This is a genomic window from Haloferax sulfurifontis ATCC BAA-897 (assembly GCF_000337835.1).
Taxonomy (GTDB): domain Archaea; phylum Halobacteriota; class Halobacteria; order Halobacteriales; family Haloferacaceae; genus Haloferax; species Haloferax denitrificans.
Window position 1 is genome coordinate 272,012 of sequence record NZ_AOLM01000003.1, and the last position, 16,797, is coordinate 288,808.

General features: G+C 68.3%; 19 protein-coding genes and 1 pseudogene. 9 read left to right on the forward strand and 11 right to left on the reverse strand.

Annotated elements, in window-relative coordinates; translation table 11 throughout:
* Window positions 1-3 precede the first annotated feature (3 nt).
* Together C441_RS02290 and aroC are read right to left on the reverse strand one after the other, a co-directional pair.
* Window positions 4-1,899, reverse strand: a complete 1,896-nt coding sequence (locus C441_RS02290) for a 2-oxoacid:acceptor oxidoreductase subunit alpha (protein ID WP_007273597.1) — start codon at window positions 1,897-1,899, stop codon at window positions 4-6.
* A 199-nt stretch (window positions 1,900-2,098) separates the two neighbouring features.
* Window positions 2,099-3,256, reverse strand: coding sequence for a chorismate synthase (aroC, locus tag C441_RS02295; protein WP_007273598.1), 1,158 nt, complete (start codon window positions 3,254-3,256; stop codon window positions 2,099-2,101).
* Window positions 3,257-3,362: 106 nt separating this feature from the next.
* Between aroC and C441_RS02300 the strand changes: the two genes are divergently transcribed.
* Window positions 3,363-3,899: a DUF6653 family protein gene (locus tag C441_RS02300; RefSeq protein WP_007273599.1), complete on the forward strand. Its 537-nt coding sequence runs from the start codon at window positions 3,363-3,365 to the stop codon at window positions 3,897-3,899.
* A 108-nt stretch (window positions 3,900-4,007) separates the two neighbouring features.
* On the opposite strand, the gene aroA is transcribed toward C441_RS02300, so the two are convergent.
* Window positions 4,008-5,300 (reverse strand): 3-phosphoshikimate 1-carboxyvinyltransferase, encoded by a 1,293-nt coding sequence (aroA, locus tag C441_RS02305; RefSeq protein ID WP_007273600.1) that lies wholly within the window; start codon window positions 5,298-5,300, stop codon window positions 4,008-4,010.
* 323 nt (window positions 5,301-5,623) lie between these two features.
* Here aroA and C441_RS02310 point away from each other — a divergent pair, with 323 nt between their 5' ends.
* Window positions 5,624-6,799, forward strand: a complete 1,176-nt coding sequence (locus C441_RS02310; protein WP_007273601.1) for a M24 family metallopeptidase — start codon at window positions 5,624-5,626, stop codon at window positions 6,797-6,799.
* A 39-nt stretch (window positions 6,800-6,838) separates the two neighbouring features.
* Here C441_RS02310 and C441_RS02315 read toward each other — a convergent pair whose 3' ends face one another.
* Together C441_RS02315 and C441_RS02320 are read right to left on the reverse strand one after the other, a co-directional pair.
* Window positions 6,839-7,360: a hypothetical protein gene (locus tag C441_RS02315; protein ID WP_007273602.1), complete on the reverse strand. Its 522-nt coding sequence runs from the start codon at window positions 7,358-7,360 to the stop codon at window positions 6,839-6,841.
* A gap of 172 nt (window positions 7,361-7,532) precedes the next feature.
* Window positions 7,533-8,378, reverse strand: coding sequence for an SDR family oxidoreductase (locus C441_RS02320; RefSeq protein WP_007273603.1), 846 nt, complete (start codon window positions 8,376-8,378; stop codon window positions 7,533-7,535).
* A gap of 145 nt (window positions 8,379-8,523) precedes the next feature.
* On the opposite strand from C441_RS02320, the gene C441_RS02325 reads away from it, so the two are divergent.
* The 5 genes from C441_RS02325 (at window position 8,524) to C441_RS02340 (ending at window position 12,228) form a co-directional block, all read left to right on the forward strand.
* The gene (locus C441_RS02325; protein ID WP_007273604.1) at window positions 8,524-9,330 is read left to right on the forward strand and encodes a prephenate dehydrogenase/arogenate dehydrogenase family protein; all 807 of its coding nucleotides are present in this window, start codon (window positions 8,524-8,526) and stop codon (window positions 9,328-9,330) included.
* Between the two features lie 87 nt (window positions 9,331-9,417).
* Complete coding sequence (locus C441_RS02330) at window positions 9,418-10,821, forward strand: small ribosomal subunit Rsm22 family protein (protein WP_049920377.1); 1,404 nt, start codon at window positions 9,418-9,420, stop codon at window positions 10,819-10,821.
* Between the two features lie 82 nt (window positions 10,822-10,903).
* Window positions 10,904-11,695, forward strand: coding sequence for a 5'/3'-nucleotidase SurE (surE, locus tag C441_RS02335; protein WP_007273606.1), 792 nt, complete (start codon window positions 10,904-10,906; stop codon window positions 11,693-11,695).
* Window positions 11,696-11,752: 57 nt separating this feature from the next.
* Window positions 11,753-11,881, forward strand: a complete 129-nt coding sequence (locus C441_RS20465) for a hypothetical protein (RefSeq protein WP_268237538.1) — start codon at window positions 11,753-11,755, stop codon at window positions 11,879-11,881.
* Between the two features lie 122 nt (window positions 11,882-12,003).
* Window positions 12,004-12,228, forward strand: coding sequence for a hypothetical protein (locus C441_RS02340; RefSeq protein ID WP_007273607.1), 225 nt, complete (start codon window positions 12,004-12,006; stop codon window positions 12,226-12,228).
* 4 nt (window positions 12,229-12,232) lie between these two features.
* On the opposite strand, the gene C441_RS20205 is transcribed toward C441_RS02340, so the two are convergent.
* Window positions 12,233-12,484 (reverse strand): hypothetical protein, encoded by a 252-nt coding sequence (locus C441_RS20205; RefSeq protein WP_007273608.1) that lies wholly within the window; start codon window positions 12,482-12,484, stop codon window positions 12,233-12,235.
* A gap of 84 nt (window positions 12,485-12,568) precedes the next feature.
* Between C441_RS20205 and C441_RS02350 the strand changes: the two genes are divergently transcribed.
* Window positions 12,569-13,375, forward strand: a complete 807-nt coding sequence (locus tag C441_RS02350; RefSeq protein ID WP_007273609.1) for an aminoglycoside N(3)-acetyltransferase — start codon at window positions 12,569-12,571, stop codon at window positions 13,373-13,375.
* Window positions 13,376-13,430: 55 nt separating this feature from the next.
* Here C441_RS02350 and C441_RS02355 read toward each other — a convergent pair whose 3' ends face one another.
* From C441_RS02355 to C441_RS02365, 3 genes are all read right to left on the reverse strand, one after another.
* The gene (locus tag C441_RS02355; RefSeq protein ID WP_004968086.1) at window positions 13,431-13,856 is read right to left on the reverse strand and encodes an OsmC family protein; all 426 of its coding nucleotides are present in this window, start codon (window positions 13,854-13,856) and stop codon (window positions 13,431-13,433) included.
* A 99-nt stretch (window positions 13,857-13,955) separates the two neighbouring features.
* Window positions 13,956-14,597, reverse strand: coding sequence for a LysE family transporter (locus C441_RS02360; RefSeq protein ID WP_167321007.1), 642 nt, complete (start codon window positions 14,595-14,597; stop codon window positions 13,956-13,958).
* Between the two features lie 127 nt (window positions 14,598-14,724).
* Window positions 14,725-15,579, reverse strand: a complete 855-nt coding sequence (locus C441_RS02365; RefSeq protein WP_007273611.1) for a hypothetical protein — start codon at window positions 15,577-15,579, stop codon at window positions 14,725-14,727.
* A gap of 107 nt (window positions 15,580-15,686) precedes the next feature.
* Here C441_RS02365 and C441_RS02370 point away from each other — a divergent pair, with 107 nt between their 5' ends.
* The gene (locus tag C441_RS02370) at window positions 15,687-16,073 is read left to right on the forward strand and encodes a CopG family ribbon-helix-helix protein (protein ID WP_007273612.1); all 387 of its coding nucleotides are present in this window, start codon (window positions 15,687-15,689) and stop codon (window positions 16,071-16,073) included.
* 53 nt (window positions 16,074-16,126) lie between these two features.
* Here the strand turns inward: C441_RS02370 and C441_RS02375 are convergent, their stop codons facing one another.
* Together C441_RS02375 and C441_RS02380 are read right to left on the reverse strand one after the other, a co-directional pair.
* On the reverse strand, window positions 16,127-16,435 hold the full coding sequence (locus C441_RS02375) for a chorismate mutase (protein WP_007273613.1): 309 nt from the start codon (window positions 16,433-16,435) through the stop codon (window positions 16,127-16,129).
* A pseudogene (locus C441_RS02380) lies at window positions 16,432-16,797 on the reverse strand (shikimate kinase); the annotation flags it as partial. The pseudogene C441_RS02380 and the gene C441_RS02375, both read right to left, overlap by 4 nt.

Genomic DNA, 16,797 nt, shown 5'->3' on the forward strand with positions numbered 1-16,797 from the left:
GATTTATTCACCCACCTTGGGGACGAACTTCGTGCGGTTGTCTGGGAGCTCCTCGCCTTCGAGGAGCGCCGTCTCGAAGCCCTCGACGATGTCGGCGGGCTCGAACGGGTTGCCGTTGTACTTGAGGAGGCTCGACATCTGGTCGCCGTAGCCGCCGAGTTCCTTGGAGATGAGTCCGCGGAACTGGGCGGAGGCGGTCATCTCGACGACGAGCGCCTCGTCGACGCTGTCGAGGAACTCCGCGACCTGCTGTTTCGGGAACGGCATCATCTCGGAGACGCCGAGGACCTTGACCGAGTGGCCCTTCTCGTTGAGGACGTCGGCGGCCTCTTCGACGGTGCCCTGCTGGCTACCGAAGGTGATGAGGCCGAGGTCGGCGTCCTCGTCGCCGTGGACCGTGTTGAACTCGCCGTCGGCGTCGAGTTCGGCGCGGATGTTGTCGACCTTCTGCATGCGGCGGTTCATCTGCGCGACGCGGTTCTCGGGGGACTCCGAGATGTGACCCGCGGGCATGTGCTCGTTACCCGTCGCGAGGTAGCGACCGCCCTTCTGGCCCGGCAGCGAACGCGGCGAGACGCCGTTTTCGGTGTCGTGCTGGAAGCGCTGGTACTTGCCGGAGTCGTCGTGCGGCGCGTCTTCGAGTTCCGCTTCCGTCAGCACCGAGCCGAGGTCGGCGTTCGGCTCCTCGTCGAAGACCGACGCCGGGACGTTCGAGAGCTCGCCGCCGAGCTTCTGGTCGTAGAGGACGATGGACGGAATCTGGTACTCGTAGGCGATCTGGAACGCCTTGCGCGTCTGGTAGTACGCCTCGGCGGCGTTACCGGGCGCGAAGACGATGCGGTGGGAGTCGCCCTGCGAGGTGTACAGAACGTGTTCGAGGTCGGACTGCTCGGGCTTCGTCGGCATCCCCGTCGAGGGGCCGGCGCGCATGGCCTCGACGAGCACGAGCGGCGTCTCGGTAATCTCGGCGAGACCGAGCGGCTCGGACATGAGCGAGAAGCCGCCACCGGACGAGCCGGACATCGCCTTGACGCCCGCGTGGGAGGCACCGATTGCCAGCGCGGCGGCGGCGATTTCGTCCTCCACCTGCTCGGAGATGCCGCCGAGCTCGGGGAGGTTCTGGGTCATGATGGTGAAGACTTCCGTCCACGGGGTCATCGGGTAACCCGCGATGAAGCGACAGCCCTCGTCGATGGCACCGTACGCGATGGCGTCGGAGCCGGACAGAAGCACCTGCTCTTCGTCGTGTTCGCCGGTCGGCGCGGACACGTCCGGAGCGTCGACGTCGTACTCCTCCTGGACCATCTCGTAGGCGTCGTCGAAGACGGTCAGGTTGGGTTCGAGAATCTTGTCGGGCATCGCGTCCGACATCAGGCTCTTGATGACGTCGGGTTCGATGCCGGCGATGGCGCACGTGACGGCGACGCCGGCGGTGTTGCGCATGACCTCGCGGCCGTGCTCGCGGGCGATGGTGCGCAGGTCGATGTCGTAGACGTGCCAGCCGTTCTCCTCGACGCGCTCGTCGAAGTCCTCGATTTCCGAGGCGTCGAGCAGACCGGAGTCGTAGACGATGACGCCGCCTTCGTTGAGTTCGTCGAGGTTCTCCGACAGCGGCTTGATCTCCTCGTTGCCGTAGTAGGCACCCTCGCTCGGGTTGCGGGCGAAGGAGTCACCGAGGGCGAGGAGGAAGTTGTACCCGTCGCCGCGGGACTTGACGGGGTCGGCGCTGACGCGCACTTCCGTGTACGTGTGGCCACCGCGGATGCGCGATGGATAGTGTCGATGCGTGAAAACGTGTAGCCCCGCTCGCATCAGGGCTTTGGCGAAGTTCTGGCTCGTCGAGGCGATACCGTCACCGGAACCCCCTGCGATACGCCAGATAAGTTCGTGGTCAGTCATATGTTGAGCTCACGGCCCCGCTGGGGCGCTACCTGAAAAGTTGGGGAGGGTCCGATTAAAGACTTTGCTATGGATTAACAAGGAAAGATAATGAAGGACTTAATATTGTTAAACTGACTCACCCTCCCACCATCGAAAGTGGACGAACGGACTGTCACGCCCGCCGAATAGAGTGAACGATAACGCGGAATCGCGTTCGCTACTCGTTATCGGGACTCGACGGGTGGTACGGCGTGTCGTACTCGCCGGCCTGCCCGTCGAGGCGGTCGGGATTGATGCGTCCGCCGAGGAGCATGAAGTCGAGGATGGTCACGTAGAGCATCGCCTCGACGACGGGGACGCCGCGGGGCGGGAGCACGGGGTCGTGACGGCCGACGACCTGAATCTCCTTTTCCTCGCCGGTCTCCCAGTCCACGGTCCGCTGTTTCTTCGGGATGGACGTGGGCGCGTGGAGCGTCAGTTCGCCGTACACCGGCTCGCCGGTCGTGATGCCGCCCTGGATGCCGCCGTGTTTGTTGCCGACGGGTCGGGGGTCGCCCTCTTCATCAAATTCCCAGTTCTCGTTGCGGTCGTGGCCGGTCCACTCGCGGGCCTCGCGGCCGAGGCCGAACTCGAAGGCCGTCGCCGCCGGCACCGACATGAGCGCCTGTCCGAGCCGCGCCGAAACGGAGTCGAACCGCGGCGCGCCGAGCCCGCGCGGGACGCCCTGCGCCTCGAAGTAGATCGAGCCGCCGATGGAGTCGCCTTCCTTCTGGTACTCCTCGATGAGTTCCTGCATCTCCGCCGCCGTCTCGGGGTGGGCACACCGCACGTCGTTTTCCTCCGTGTGCTCGCGCAGGTCCTCGAACGAGACCTCCGGCGCTTCCACGTCGCCGATTTGGTTGACGTGCGCCTTCACCTCGATGTCGTAGTCGCTCTGCTCGATGACCTGCTTGGCCACCGCGCCGGCGGCGACCCAGTTCACCGTCTCGCGCGCGGACGAGCGACCGCCGCCGCCCCAGTTGCGCGTGCCGAACTTCGCCGAGTACGTGAAGTCGCCGTGGGAGGGCCGCGGCGCGGTCACGTACGGTTCGTACTTGCCCGAGCGGGCGTCCTTGTTCTGGACGACCATCCCGATGGGCGTGCCCGTCGTGTAGCCGTCCTGCACGCCGGAGTTGACGACGACGGCGTCCGGTTCGCCGCGGCTCGTCGTAATCATCGACTGGCCCGGCTTGCGTCGGTCCAGTTCCGCCTGTACGTCCTCGACCGACAGCTCCACGCCGGCGGGACAGCCGGACACCGTGACGCCCATCGCGTCGCCGTGGCTCTCGCCGTAGGTGGTCATCCGAAAGAGACGACCGAATTCGTTGCCGTTCATTACCCGCCCCTCGGGGGGCCGCCCATTTAGTGTTTGTCGAAAGCCGCAATCGTGGGCGGGGGTTCGGCGACCCCACGTTCATGCTCGACGCCGACGAACCGGGCGTATGGACTCGCCGCCCTCTACCGACCCCGCCGGCTCCGCCACCGACTCCGACCCCGCCGCCACCGACGCGTCCGCTTCCGGCCTCCGCGACCGCTTCGAAGCCGCGTTCTGGGAGCGCCACGCCAACCCGTGGAGCGCCGGCACGCGCATCCTCGTCTACCCGGTGTTGATGTACGCCGTCTACCGGCGGGACCGCCGGCTCTTTCTCGCCGCCCTCGCGTTCACCGCGGTCAACCCGGTGTTGTTCCCGCGGCCCGCGCGCACGGACAACTACCTCAGCCGAATCGTCCTCGCCGAGCGGGAGTGGCTCGACGACGAGCGGGGGACGGTGGGACTCGACTACCCGAACGTGCTCAACCTGCTCAACGTCCCCGTCACGCTCTACGCCTTCGCCTCGGCGATTCGGCGCAGACCGGTCGGCACGCTCCTCGGCACGCTCGGCGTGATGGCCCTCAAGCTCTGGTGGGTGGACGCCATCGTCAAGGAGACGGCCGTGACGGGGCACGGGCCCGACCTCGACCCCGACTCGGCGGAGTGAGCCGAGCGTCGCCGTGGCGAACGGAATCACCATCTCGTCGGGGTGGAGGCCGGCGTCCGGACGGGCGAAAAAGGTTCCGTCCGGGTGGGTCGCTGTGAGATCGCGCCCTCAGCGCTCGGTCATCTCGGCTCCGAGGTCGCGCATCGCCTCGAAGAAGTTCGGAAACGACACGTCGACGTGTTCGCTTCCCGCAATCGTCGTCTCGCCGTCCGCGACGAGACCGGCGACCGCGAGCGACATGACGATGCGGTGGTCGCCGCGGCCGTCGACCGCCGCGCCGACGAGGTCGGTGTCGCCGCCGTGAATCGTGAGTCTGTCCTGTTGCTCGGTGACGTTCGCGCCCATCTCCGCGAGTTCCTCCGCCATCGCGCTCACGCGGTCGGTCTCCTTGAAGCGGACGTGCTCGCAGTTCTCGATGACCGTGTCGCCGTCGGCGATAGCACCGAGGACCGCGATGGTCGGAAGCAGGTCGGGCGTGTCGCCCACGTCCACGGTCGTGCCGGTGAGGTCGGCCGCGGAGACCACCAGTTCGCCGGCGTCCTCGTCCCAGTCCACCGTCGCGCCCATGTCGCGGACGATGTCGACGATGGCGCTGTCGCCCTGTGCGGACGGTCGCGCGCCCTCGATGACCACGTCTTCGCCCTCCGCGCCGGCGACCGCGCCGGCCGCGAGCAGGTACGAGATAGACGAGAAGTCGCCGGGGACGCTGTACGCGCCGCCCTCGGGGGCGTACGACTGGCCGCCGGGGACCGAAAAGCCGTCGTCGGTCCGGGTCGCCTCGACGCCGAAATCGGCGAGGAGTTCGAGCGTGATATCGACGTACGGCGAGGACTTGAGTTCGGTCGTGAGTTCGACGTCGATGCCCTCATCCGTCACCGCGCCGGCCATGAGGAGCGCCGTGATGAACTGCGAGGAGACGTCGCCGGGAATCTCGACGGTGCCGCCGGTCATGCCGTCGCCGACGACGAGCGGGGCCTGTCCGTTTCGGCGCGTGCTCTCGGCGCGGCCGTCGAGGTCGAAGACGGCGTCGAGAAGCGGGCCGTGGGGCCGCGAGCGGAGCGACGCGTCGCCCGTGAGGACCGTCAGGCCCTCGCCGAGGGCGGCACAGCCGGTGACGAGGCGCATCGTCGTCCCCGAGTTCTCGCAGTTGACCACGTCGTCGGGCGTGCCCGGGCGGCCGCCGAAGCCGACGACCTCGACCGTCTGTCCGTCGCGGTCGACCGACCCGCCGAACGCCTCGACCGCGCGCATGGTCGCCTTGGTGTCGGCGCTGACGAGCGCGTCGCGAACGACCGCCTCGTCGCTGTATCCCGCGGCGAGGACGGCTCTGTGGGTGTAACTCTTCGACGGCGGCGCTCGGGTGCGTCCGGCGACCCGAGACGGGGAGACGTGGGCGTCCATACGCGAGGGGTCGGCAGGGTCCGGTATCAGGGTACCGGACGCGGCGACGTTCTCCCGGACGGCGACGGCGACGCTGTCGCTCTGTTTCGTGTTTGCCAACAAACATATATCGTGAGCGAGCGTACTGTACGTCGGTAGAACAGCGCCGGTGACACGAACAGTTGCGACGCCGACTCGCGCGGCGCTCGCACGGCGCTCGCGGCGAGTTCCGGCGGTCAATCCGCGGCGCGTCTCCCGCCCGAAGGGGCGTGTCGCGGAGCCGATACCGGAACCCGCCGACCGCGACGCGAGAGCTTTACTACCGGCCGGGCGAACTCCGGCGTATGGACCCCGATTTCTCACCGCTGGCCGAGTTCCTCGGCGACGAGTTCGACGGCTATCTCATCTCGGCCGACGGGAGCGACTCCAACCAGCTGTACCTCTCCGGGTTCGACGCGCCGGACCCGTACGTGACGCTCTACACGCCCGCGGGCATCCACCTCCTCGTCTCGACGCTGGAGTTCGGCCGCGCGAAGAAAGAGAGCCGCGCCGACACCGTCTCGCGGCTCTCCGACTACGACTACCGCGACAACTACGCCGAACACGGCGCGGTCGTCGGGAAGGCGAAGACGGTCGCGGCGTTCCTCGCCGACCACGACGTCGACTCGCTGGCGGTCCCCGCGGACTTCCCGCTCGGCACCGCCGACGCCCTGCGCGAGGAGGGCGTCGCGGTCGAAGCCGAAATCGACGACGTGCTCACGAACATCCGCGCGGTGAAGACCGACGAGGAAACCGAGCATATCCACGCCGCACAGGACGCCAACGAGGCCGCGATGCGCGCCGCCGAGGGGCTCATCCGCGACGCCGAGGTGGCCGACGACGGCACGCTCATCCACGAGGGCGAACCGCTGACGAGCGAGCGCGTCAGAGAGGAAATCGAGGTGACGCTCCTGCGACACGGCTGTGCCCTCGACGAGACAATCGTCGCCTGCGGGGCCGACGCCGCCGACCCCCACGACCGCGGGAGCGGCCCGCTCCGGGCCGACGAGGCCGTCATCATCGACATCTTCCCGCGCGACAAGGAGACGAAGTACAACGGCGACATGACCCGGACGTTCGTGAAGGGCGAGCCGTCGCCCGAAATCCGCGCGTGGTTCGACCTCACCGAGGAGGCGTTCGAGGCCGCCCTCGACGCCGTCGAACCCGGCGCGACCGGCAAAGACGTCCACGACGCCGTCTGCGACGTGTACGAGGCGGCCGGCGAGAACACGCTCCGCGCCGACCCCGCCGCGGAGACCGGCTTCATCCACAGCACCGGCCACGGCGTCGGTCTCGACGTACACGAACTCCCCTCGCTGAGCCCGAGCGGCGAGGAGCTTCGGCCCGGCCACGTCATCACCATCGAGCCGGGGCTGTACGACCCCGACATCGGCGGCGTCAGAATCGAAGACCTCGTGGTCGTCACCGAGGACGGCTACGAGAACCTGACGGAGTACCCGGTCGAACTCGTCGTCGAGTAGCCGGCGCGGCGGACGCGAAATCGCGGTCGGCGCGGAAAATCAGCTGTCGAGAGCGTTGTCGCCCGTCGGACTGCCGACGGCCGACGCGTCGGTCCACCCGGAGTTGGCCTCGCGCCACTGTTTCAGCAGGTCCTCCAGCGCGTCGGCCGTCTCGGACGTGAGAACGCCCGCGGCCTGCCGGACGACCGTCCCGTCCTCGATGAGAAGCGCGTAGATGTTGCCCTCGCCGAGCAGTCCGAGGCGGCGCTGGAGCGCGGTCTTGTCCACCCGCGCGATGAGCGCGTTGTCGTGGGGGCGGCTCCGGGCCGCCTCCGGAGACATCCCGCCGCCGGCCATCGGCGGCATCATCCCGCTTCGCCCGCCGAGGACGAGCAGTTCGTAGTAGCCGAAATGGCCGTACGTCTCGCACAGCTCCTTCGCGAACCCGCGCCACGACCCGACCAGCGACTGCTGGCGGCGGTCGAAGCTGATGAGCACGAGCGTCTGTTCGCCCTCTAAGTCGTCGGGGAGGACGACCTTCTGGCCGCTCGTGTCTCGTGACGGGAGGCGAGGGAACTCCATGCGCTATGCGATTCCCCACCGGTAGATAAGTCTAATTGCCGATTCGGTAAACTGTCGCGTCGGGGAGACCGTTTTCGCGGCTTCGACGACGCATAAACACACCGCACAGCATTTCGGGTTCATCGAACATAAACGTCCGCCCCCGAGTCTCAGCGCCGATAACCGAAGCGCGTCAGCGTTCGTAGTCGGGGTCGAACAACTGCGCCGACATCGGGCCGGGGTCGCTCCCCTCGACGACGGCGTACGAAGAGAAGTCGTCGACGCCCGCCTCGGACAGCAGTTCCTCGTCGTAGAACGCGTTGCCGGTGCAGTCGGTCGGGTCGCGCGAGAACAGTTCCCCGACGGCGTCGCACATTATCTGCGGGGTGCGCCAGTCCTCGGGCGCGCCCATCCCGAAGTGTCGGGTCGCCTCGGACTCGATGGCGGCGACCGGCCACAGCGCGTTCACGCCGATGTCGTCGGCGGCGAGTTCGCCCGCGAGCGACTGCGCGATGAACGTCATCCCGTACTTCGAGAGCGCGTAGGCGACCTTCCCCGGCGCGGGCCGGGCGGGCATCGGCGGCGAGAACGTGACGACGTGGGCGCGGTCGCTCTCGCGGAGATGCGGGAGCGCGGCGTGCGTGGTCGCATAGGCCCCGCGGGCGTTCACGTCCATGAGGAGGTCGAACCGCTTCGGCGGCGTGTCCTCGAAGCCGGCGATGTGAATCGCGCCCGCGTTGTTGACGACGAAGTCGATGCCGCCGAAGGCGTCGACCGTCTCGTCGATGGCCGTCCGCACCGAGTCGTCGTCGCGCACGTCGAGTTGACACCAGATGGAGTTCCCGCCACGCTCGCGTATCTCCTCCGTCGTCTCGACGATGGTTCCGGGGAGGTCCTCGCGCCCGTCGACGGTCTTGCCCGTCGAGACGACGTTTACGCCTCGGTCGGCGAGATCGAGCGCGATGGCCTTCCCGATGCCGCGACTGGTTCCCGTGATGAAGGCCGTCCGGCCCTCGAAATCCGCATCATCGACTGCCATAGTTTCCTATCGACCATCGACCACTTGACGGTTCGGACACCGGGAATCGGTTGAACGTGGTTTTCGGGCCGACCGCGGGCGGCCGTCTCGCCACACCCGCCGCCACCGATTCCCTTTTGCCCGCCGCACCTCCACACCCGTACCGATGGACGTGCTTATCGTCGGCGCGGGCGCAATGGGACGCTGGTTCGGCCGCACCGTCGACGCCGACCTCGCGTTCGCCGACGCGGACCCCGAGAAAGCGGTCGCCACAGCGGACGCGCTCGGCGGCCGTGCGGTCCCGTTGGACGGCGACGAGCGGTTCGACGTGGTCTGTCTCGCGGTTCCGATGCGACTCGCGGCCGACGCCGTCGCCGACAACGCCCACCGCGCGGACGCCGCGATGTGCGACGTGACCGGCGCGATGAAACCGCCGGTGGCGGCGATGCGCGACCACCTCCCCGACCGCGAGCGCCTCAGCCTCCACCCGCTTTTCGCCCCGCACAACGCCCCCGGCAACGTCGCCGCCGTCGCCGACGAACCGGGGCCGTACACCGACGCGCTCCTCGCCGACCTCGACGCGGCCGGCAACCGCGTCTTCGAGACGACGCCCGAGGAACACGACGCCGCGATGGAGACGGTGCAGGCGGCCGCCCACGCCGCCGTCCTCTCGTTCGGCCTCGCCGCCGACGGCGTGCGCGAGGAGTTCGCCACGCCGATTTCGGCCGCGCTCGACGAGCTCGTCGCCTCCGTGTCCGGCGGCACCCCGCGCGTGTACGCGGACATCCAGTCCTCGTTCGGCGAGGGGACCGACCGCGTCGCCGACGCGGCCCGCGCGCTCGCGGCGGCCGACGACGAGGCGTTCGCCGACCTCTACCGGCGCGTCTCCCGCGGCGACACCGGAGTCGGCGCGGGAGCCGACGCGAGCGCCGCCGACCGCGACCAGACCGACAAGCACGACCCTGTCGAGTGACGAGTGAAGGGAGACACCGACGCCGACGCCCCGCGGCGGGTCGACACCTCCCGCGCGGGCGACGGCGACTCGCTCCACAGCCCACCGATGATAGACAGAGACGCCGTCCGCGACAACGCGAAGTACCTCAGAAACGTCCGCCCCATCGACCCCGACGAGATAGCCGACTACATCGAGGGCGCGCCGCACCCCGCCGTGGTGAAACAGACGCTCCGCGAGGAGGCCCACGACCTCGGCCTGTTCGAGCGCGAGGACGGCACGTTCGTCCCCGCGAACGACGACCCCGCGCCGTTTCGGAACTGGTCGCCCGCGGCCTTCCCCGACGACTACTCCTTCGCCCTCGAAGACCTGCTCATCGGGCGCTACGGCGCGAACTGGCACGTCGGCGAGTCGGGCGACCGCCTCCGGGAGCGCGTCCGCCAACTGAAGGAGGACTACTACCGGGGCAACCCCGTCGAGTACGACGAGGACGCCGCGCTCGGCTACGCGATTTACCATCTCCCGGACTACTACGCGGCCGTCGGCTACGTCCTCTCTGACCTCGCCGAGCGGAGCCTGCTCCCGCGAAACCCCCGCGTGCTCGACGTGGGTGCCGGGACGGGCGGCCCCGCGCTCGGCCTCCACGACTACCTCCCCGACGATTCGGTCGTCGACTACCACGCGGTCGAGCCGAGCGCCTCCGCCGACGTGCTCGACCGGATGCTCGGCGAGACGCGCCGGAACTTCCGGACGACCGTCCACCGCGAGACCGCAGAAGCGTTCGACCCCGACGGCGAGTACGACGTCGTCCTCTTCGCCAGCGTCCTGAGCGAACTCGACGCCCCCGCCGCGGTCGTCGAGAAGTACCTCGACGCCCTCGCCGACGACGGCGCAATCGTCGCCATCGCGCCAGCCGACCGGAACACGAGCATCGGCCTCCGCGAGGTCGAACGCGAGGTCGCGCCGGCCGACGGCGGCGTGACGGTGTACTCGCCGACGCTCCGTCTCTGGGACGGCTACGCGCCCTCGGACCGCGGGTGGTCGTTCGACGTGAAACCCGACCTCGACGTGCCGGGGTTCCAGCGACGCCTCGACGAGGGCCGCGACGCCGACGAGGACGAGGGCACCTTCGTCAACGTGGACGTGCAGTACTCCTACAGCGTCCTCCGGACCGACGGCGAGCGCCGCCTCGACGTTCGCGGGACCCCCGCGCGGTTCGCCAAGATGGCCGAGATGGAGCGCCACGTCACGAACCGCATCGACCTGCTCGCGGTCAAGCTGAGCCACGACCTCTCGGAGGGGAACAACCAGGTGTTCAAAATCGGCGACGGGAGCGAGGCGGTCGACCACTACGCCGTCCGAACCCGCGAGACTGTGCTGAACGCCGATTTGGCCGACGCCGACTACGGCGACGTGCTCGTCTTCGAGAACGTCCTCGCGCTCTGGAACGACGACGAGGAGGCGTACAACCTCGTCGTCGACGACGAGACGCTCGTCGACCGCGTCGCCTGAGCGGGTCGCGTCGGCGACGCGGTCGGCGGGGCACGTCGTGTCCGACGGGTGGCTTTTTGCGCGCTCCGTCCCCAGTCGGACCATGAGCGAACCCAGCATCCTCCTCACCAACGACGACGGCATCGAGAGCGTCGGCTTCCGCGCGCTCTACGACGCCCTCTCGGAGTTCGCCGACGTGACCGCGGTCGCGCCCGCAACGGACCAGAGCGCGGTCGGCCGGAAGATGTCCACCGACGCGGTCGTCTCCGAGCACGAACTCGGCTACGCGCTGGAGGGGACGCCCGCCGACTGCACGGTCGCCGGCTTGGAGGCGCTGTGTCCCGACGTGGACATGGTCGTCTCCGGCATCAACAAGGGAGCCAACATCGGCGCGTACGTCCTCGGCCGGTCGGGGACCGTCAGCGCCGCCGTCGAGGCCGCGTTCTTCGACGTGCCCGCCATCGCCCTCTCGCTGTACGTCCCCGCCGGCGGCGACCTGCCGTGGCACGAGAAGGCGACCGACCCGCGGGACTTCCGCGAGGCGACCCACGCCGCGTCGTACCTCGTCAAACACGCCGAGCCCGCCGGCGTCTTCGACCAGTGCGACTACCTCAACGTCAACGCGCCCATGCGCGACCCCAGCGGCGACCCGGCGGACATGCAGGTGACGGTTCCCTCGGAGCTGTACGACATGACCGCGGAGTTCGAAAACGGCACCGTGAAACTCCACGACCGCGTCTGGGAGCGGATGCGCACCGGCGACATCCCGGACCCCGACGGCACCGACCGCCGGGCCGTCGTCGAGGGCCGCGTGTCGGTCTCGCCGCTGACCGCGCCGCACACGACCCACCGACACGAGGCGCTGGACGCGCTCGCCGAGACGTATCTGGAGTGAGCCTCAGCCGGGGCAACAAAGCGTATATCTGAAGAGCCTGAAACGCCGACGAGACCGATGAACGCGATTTTGCAGGCCGCGGCCGAGTCGGGAAGCGTCACCGACTTTCTCGTCGCCACCGCGGTGCTGTTCAGCCTCCCGCTCGTCGTCCTCCTCCTCGGACGGCTGTTCGAGCAGTTCTTCTGAGGCCGCGACTCCGGGTCCCGACAGACGGAACGACCTACTAGCGGTGATTCGCGGACCACTTCACACCCGACAGCCCGACAGCCACCGCAGTCTTTTCATCGATAGGATATCCGTTAGATGATATGAACCGCGACGAGCTCAACGAGTACCTGAAAGAGCGGCCGCTCTTGGGAGGTCTCTGGCTCGTGGCGATGCTCGGGGTGGGCATGCTGGTGTGGCTGAAACTGCTCCGACCGGCGCAGTCGGTCGTCGACATCCTCTCGAACACCGGCTACCAGTTCGTCTTTCTCGTGATGGGCGGGCTCTGTTACGTGACCTACGTCGGCTTCTCTCGGGCGGTGAACTGATTTCTCACTCCGTCGCCGCCCGCCGGCTGTCCACCAGCAGTTTGTACGCGAGGCCGACGACGCCGGCGAACACCGCGAGCGCCCCGGCGAGCGAGGCGAGGATGCCGAGAGCGAACATCAGCCCGAACCCGTGGCCCGCGAGGGCGAAACTGCCGACGGTCAAAAACACCCAGCCGCCGGCGATGACGGCAAAGAGGACGAGTACGTCGTCTTCGGTCGCGTAGCGGAGGGCGTCGCGGGCGGAGACGCGTGACATATCGAACGCGTCGCCGGGGGCGAACCTGTTCCTTTCGGTCGGCCGACACCAAAGCTTGAATCCCGGGCCGGCCGACGAACGAATATGTCCGAAGCAGACGCCATCGAGTGCGTGGACGAACCGGGAACCGTCGAGTCGCTCGCCGCGGACCTCCGCGCGCTCGGCGTCGCGGCCGGCGACACCCTCCTCGTCCACTCGTCGCTCAGTTCGCTCGGCTGGGTCGCCGGCGGCCCGCAGGCGGTCGTGGACGCCCTCCAGACGGTGCTGACCGACGACGGGACGCTGGTCATGCCGACCCACACCGGCCAGTACACCGACCCGTCGGCGTGGGAGAACCCGCCGGTCCCCGACGACTGGGTCGAAACAATCGGCGAGTCGATGCCGCCGTTCCGCCCCGAGGTGACGCCGACCCGCGGGATGGGCGCGATACCCGAGTGCTTCCGCAACTACCCCGGCGTCGTCCGTAGCGAACACCCGACGGTCTCCTTCGCGGCGTGGGGCGCGGCCGCCGAGGAAATCGTATCCGACCACGAACTCGACTACGGCCTCGGCGACGGGTCGCCGCTGGCGCGGGTGTACGACCGCGGCGGCGACGTGCTCTTACTCGGCGTCGGCCACGGAAACGACACCTCGCTCCACCTCGCCGAACACCGCGCCGACTTCGAAAAGGAGCGGACGACCGAGCGCGCGCCGCTTCTCCGAGACGGCGAGCGCGTCGTCGTCGAGTACGACGACATCGAGGTCGAGACCGACGACTTCGGGGAAGTCGGCGAGGCGTTCGAGAGGGCCGTCGGCGCGACCGAGGGGTCGGTCGCGGCCGCGACGGCGACGCTCCTCGACCAGCCCGCGCTGGTCGACTTCGCCGAAGACTGGTTCGAGTCGAACCGCTGAGCCGAGGGCGCGGCCGACTCGGTCGAGTCACAGAAACAGCGGGCCGCGCGCGCGGTCAGGCGAGCGTCGCGGTCAGCGTGATTTCCGGGCCGGCGAGCGCCTTCGACACCGGGCAGTTCTCCTTGGCGCGCTGGGCGAGTTCGGCGAACGTCTCCTCGTCGATGTCGGGCACGTCGGCGTCGAGCGTCAGGTCGATGCGCGAGATTTCGAAGCCGCCGCCGTCGGCCGGGTCGAGGTGCACGTCGGCCGCGGTGTGCAGGCTCGTCGGCGCGTAGCCCTCGCCTTCGAGGAACGCGGTCAACTGCATCGAGAAGCAACCGGAGTGGGCCGCGCCGATGAGTTCCTCGGGGTTCGATCCGAGTTCGTCTTCGAACCGCGTCGGGAACGTGAACGTCCCCTCGACGGTCCCGCTCTCCGTCGAGAACTCGCCGCTCCCGTCTTTGCCACCGGTCCACGTCGTCTCCGCCTTGTGCGTGGGCATGACACGCACACCTACGGTCGCGAGCGATATGGAGGTGACGGCGAACGGAGCGTTCGAGGGAACAGGACCGGCGGGACGCGGAGGTCCCGAGGCGGCGCGCTACAGGCCGCTCCAGAGCGCCGCGACCCCGAACCCGACGATGACGACGCCCGCGAGTTGGTTCACTCGGCGGAGGACCGCCGGGGTGACCCGCTCCCGGACGCGGTCGACGGCGGCGCTCAGGACGAACCACCAGAGCGCCGACCCGGCGAAGACGCCCGCGACGAGGACCGCCGCTCCGAGGTAGTCGCCCGAGACGCCGACGCCCAGGCCGGCGAAGATGCCGACGAACGCCAGTATCGTCACCGGGTTCGTCAGCGTCAGGAGGAACGTCGACCCGAAGTCTGCCGCGAGGCTCCGGGCGTTCGAGTCGGGCGGTGCCACGGCCGACTGCTCGGTCGTCGGTGCCGACTCGACCGACGCCGGGTCGCCCCGAATCGACTGGATGCCGATATACAGGAGAATCGCCCCGCCGGCGAGGGCGATTCCGTTGCGGTGGCCGAGCAGGACCGACGAGAGCGCGGCGATGCCGAACCCCGCGATGGCCCCATAGACCGCGTCCGCAGACGCCGCTCCGAGTCCGCTGACGAAGCCTGAACGGCGGCCCTTAGAAAGCGTTCGCTGAATGCACAGTACACCGATTGGACCGACCGGCGCGGCTATCGAGACGCCGAGAACGAGTCCGCGGACGAGGATTCCGATTGTGGTGGTTAATAGACATCACCTCGTGACCGAGTCGATGCGTCACCGGGTGATAGCTCTATCGTCTGTCCTGACCGGCCCGCCGGGGCAATCGGCGTCGGTGCCGGTGCCGGTGGGCCGGAACCGATTAGAACAGCCCCGTGATGAAGCCGATACCCATCAGCACCAACACGGCCGCCGAGAACGCCGGGAGGTACGGGGTGTACTTCTCCACTTCGTCCTCGTAGTGCTGGTAGCCCGCAATCAGCACCATCGTCAGGCCGACGATGCCGACGATGACGGTGATAGCGTACGCGCCCATCAGTTCGAGGCAGTAGTTCGACCCGGCGCAGAGCGCGATTATCTCGAACTCCTCTTCGTGGGCGAACCCGAGGACGAACGCGAACCACGCGATGCCGAGGAGGCCGCGCTCCGCGGCGTCGTCGGGGGTGTCGTGCGAGTGGAAGCGTCCGCCGACGAAGGGAACGAAACCCATCAGGCGAGCGAACAGTCCGCTGTCGCGGTCGTGGCTATGTCCGTCGTGGTCGTGTGAGTGGCTATGGCCGTCATCGTGTGAGTGCCCGTGGTCATGACCACCTTCATGGCCATCTCCGTGACTGTGACTCCCGTGGTCGTCGTGCCCGTGAGTGCCGTGCGAGTGTCCGTGGGCGTACTCGCGGACGCCGAGCGCGATGAGCAAGACGCCGGCGACGAGACTGACCGGGCCGCCGATTTGGACGCCGCCGAGTGTCGTAATCGGCTCGTTGACCTGCGTGAGGTCGAAGTACGACTTCGCGTAGAAGAACGCGCCCACCATCGCGATACTGCTGACGAGGTGGCCGACCCCGAGGATGAGACTCGCCGCGAACCCGTAGGCCCACTTGTTCGCTTGGTCGAGCGCGTACGACGCGGCGACGGGCCAGCCGTGACCCGGTTCGACGCCGTGGACGGCTCCGAGGAGTACCGCGCCGGCGACGAGTCCGAGCAGTTCGTTCGAGGCCATGTGCTTACCGTAGCCGTGGAAAACGAGAGGTATAGGGGTTGTTAATACCGAATCGCGGGTATCGTCATAACGGGAACTCTTGTAGCTGTACGCGTCAGTTGGAGGTGATGCGGACGAGTTTCAACATCCCCGACGAACTGGTCGCGGAGTTCGACCGGGCGTGGCGCGACGAGGGCATCGAAAACCGGTCGCGGGCGGTCCGAGAGGCCATGCGGGAGTTCGTCGAGTCCCACGACCGACTCGAAGACGTCTCCGGCGAGGTCGTCGCGCTCGTCGGCTTCGACTACCGCCACCACGACGTGATTCGCGAGCTTCACGGGGCGCAACACGAGTTTCAGGACGTCATCCTCAACACGAGCCACACCCATCAGGGCGAGTGGTGTCTCGAATCGCTGTTCTGCCGCGGCCCCGCCGAGCGCGTCCGGGCGCTGACCTATCGACTCCGCGACTTCGACGCGGTCCGGCGGGTGAAAGTGATGGTCATTCGCGAGTGACGCGGCGTGTATGACTCAGACGAAGCGCGGGCGGAAAATAGGGGTCCGTCGGGCTACCGATTCTGCCGCTGTTCGGCCTTGTTCATCTCGATGAGCAGTCGGAAAATCGCTTTCACGAGGTTCGAGTCGACCTCGAAGTGGGCCGCGTTCTTCCCGGCGCGCTCCATCACGCGCTCTTCTTGGGACTCGTCGGTCGTCGGCAGGTCCTTCTCGGCTTTGACCTTCGCCACCGTGTCGGCGACGTAGGTCCGGCGGGCGATGAGTTCGACGATGCCGCGGTCGATATCCTCTATCTCCTCGCGGAGTTCGTCGAGGGACATGTCCTGAAACGGTTCGGCGGCGTCTGGGGTGTCGTCTGTCATTGGATTCGTGCTCCGTCGGTTCGGGTGGTCGTCAGTCGGGTCTCTCCCTCGCGGGCGACCCACAGTGCCTCGACGCGTTCGAGGTCGGCGCGGTCGCCGACGGCGACGACGCTCGGGCCGGTCCCGGACAGCGAGACGCCGTCGGCGATGGGCATCGCCTCGACGGCGGGGTCGGTCGGGAAGTCGAGGGCGGCCGAGAAGGCGAGGCCGTTGACGGTCATCGCCTCGGCGTAGCGCCCTTCGAGCGCGAGGTCGGCGACGAGGTCGGCCATCGGGGCGACGTTCTCACAGCGGCTCACGTCGGCGTCGGCGCTGTAGGCGCGCTCCGGCGGCGTCCACACGAGCACGTCCCAGTCGACCTC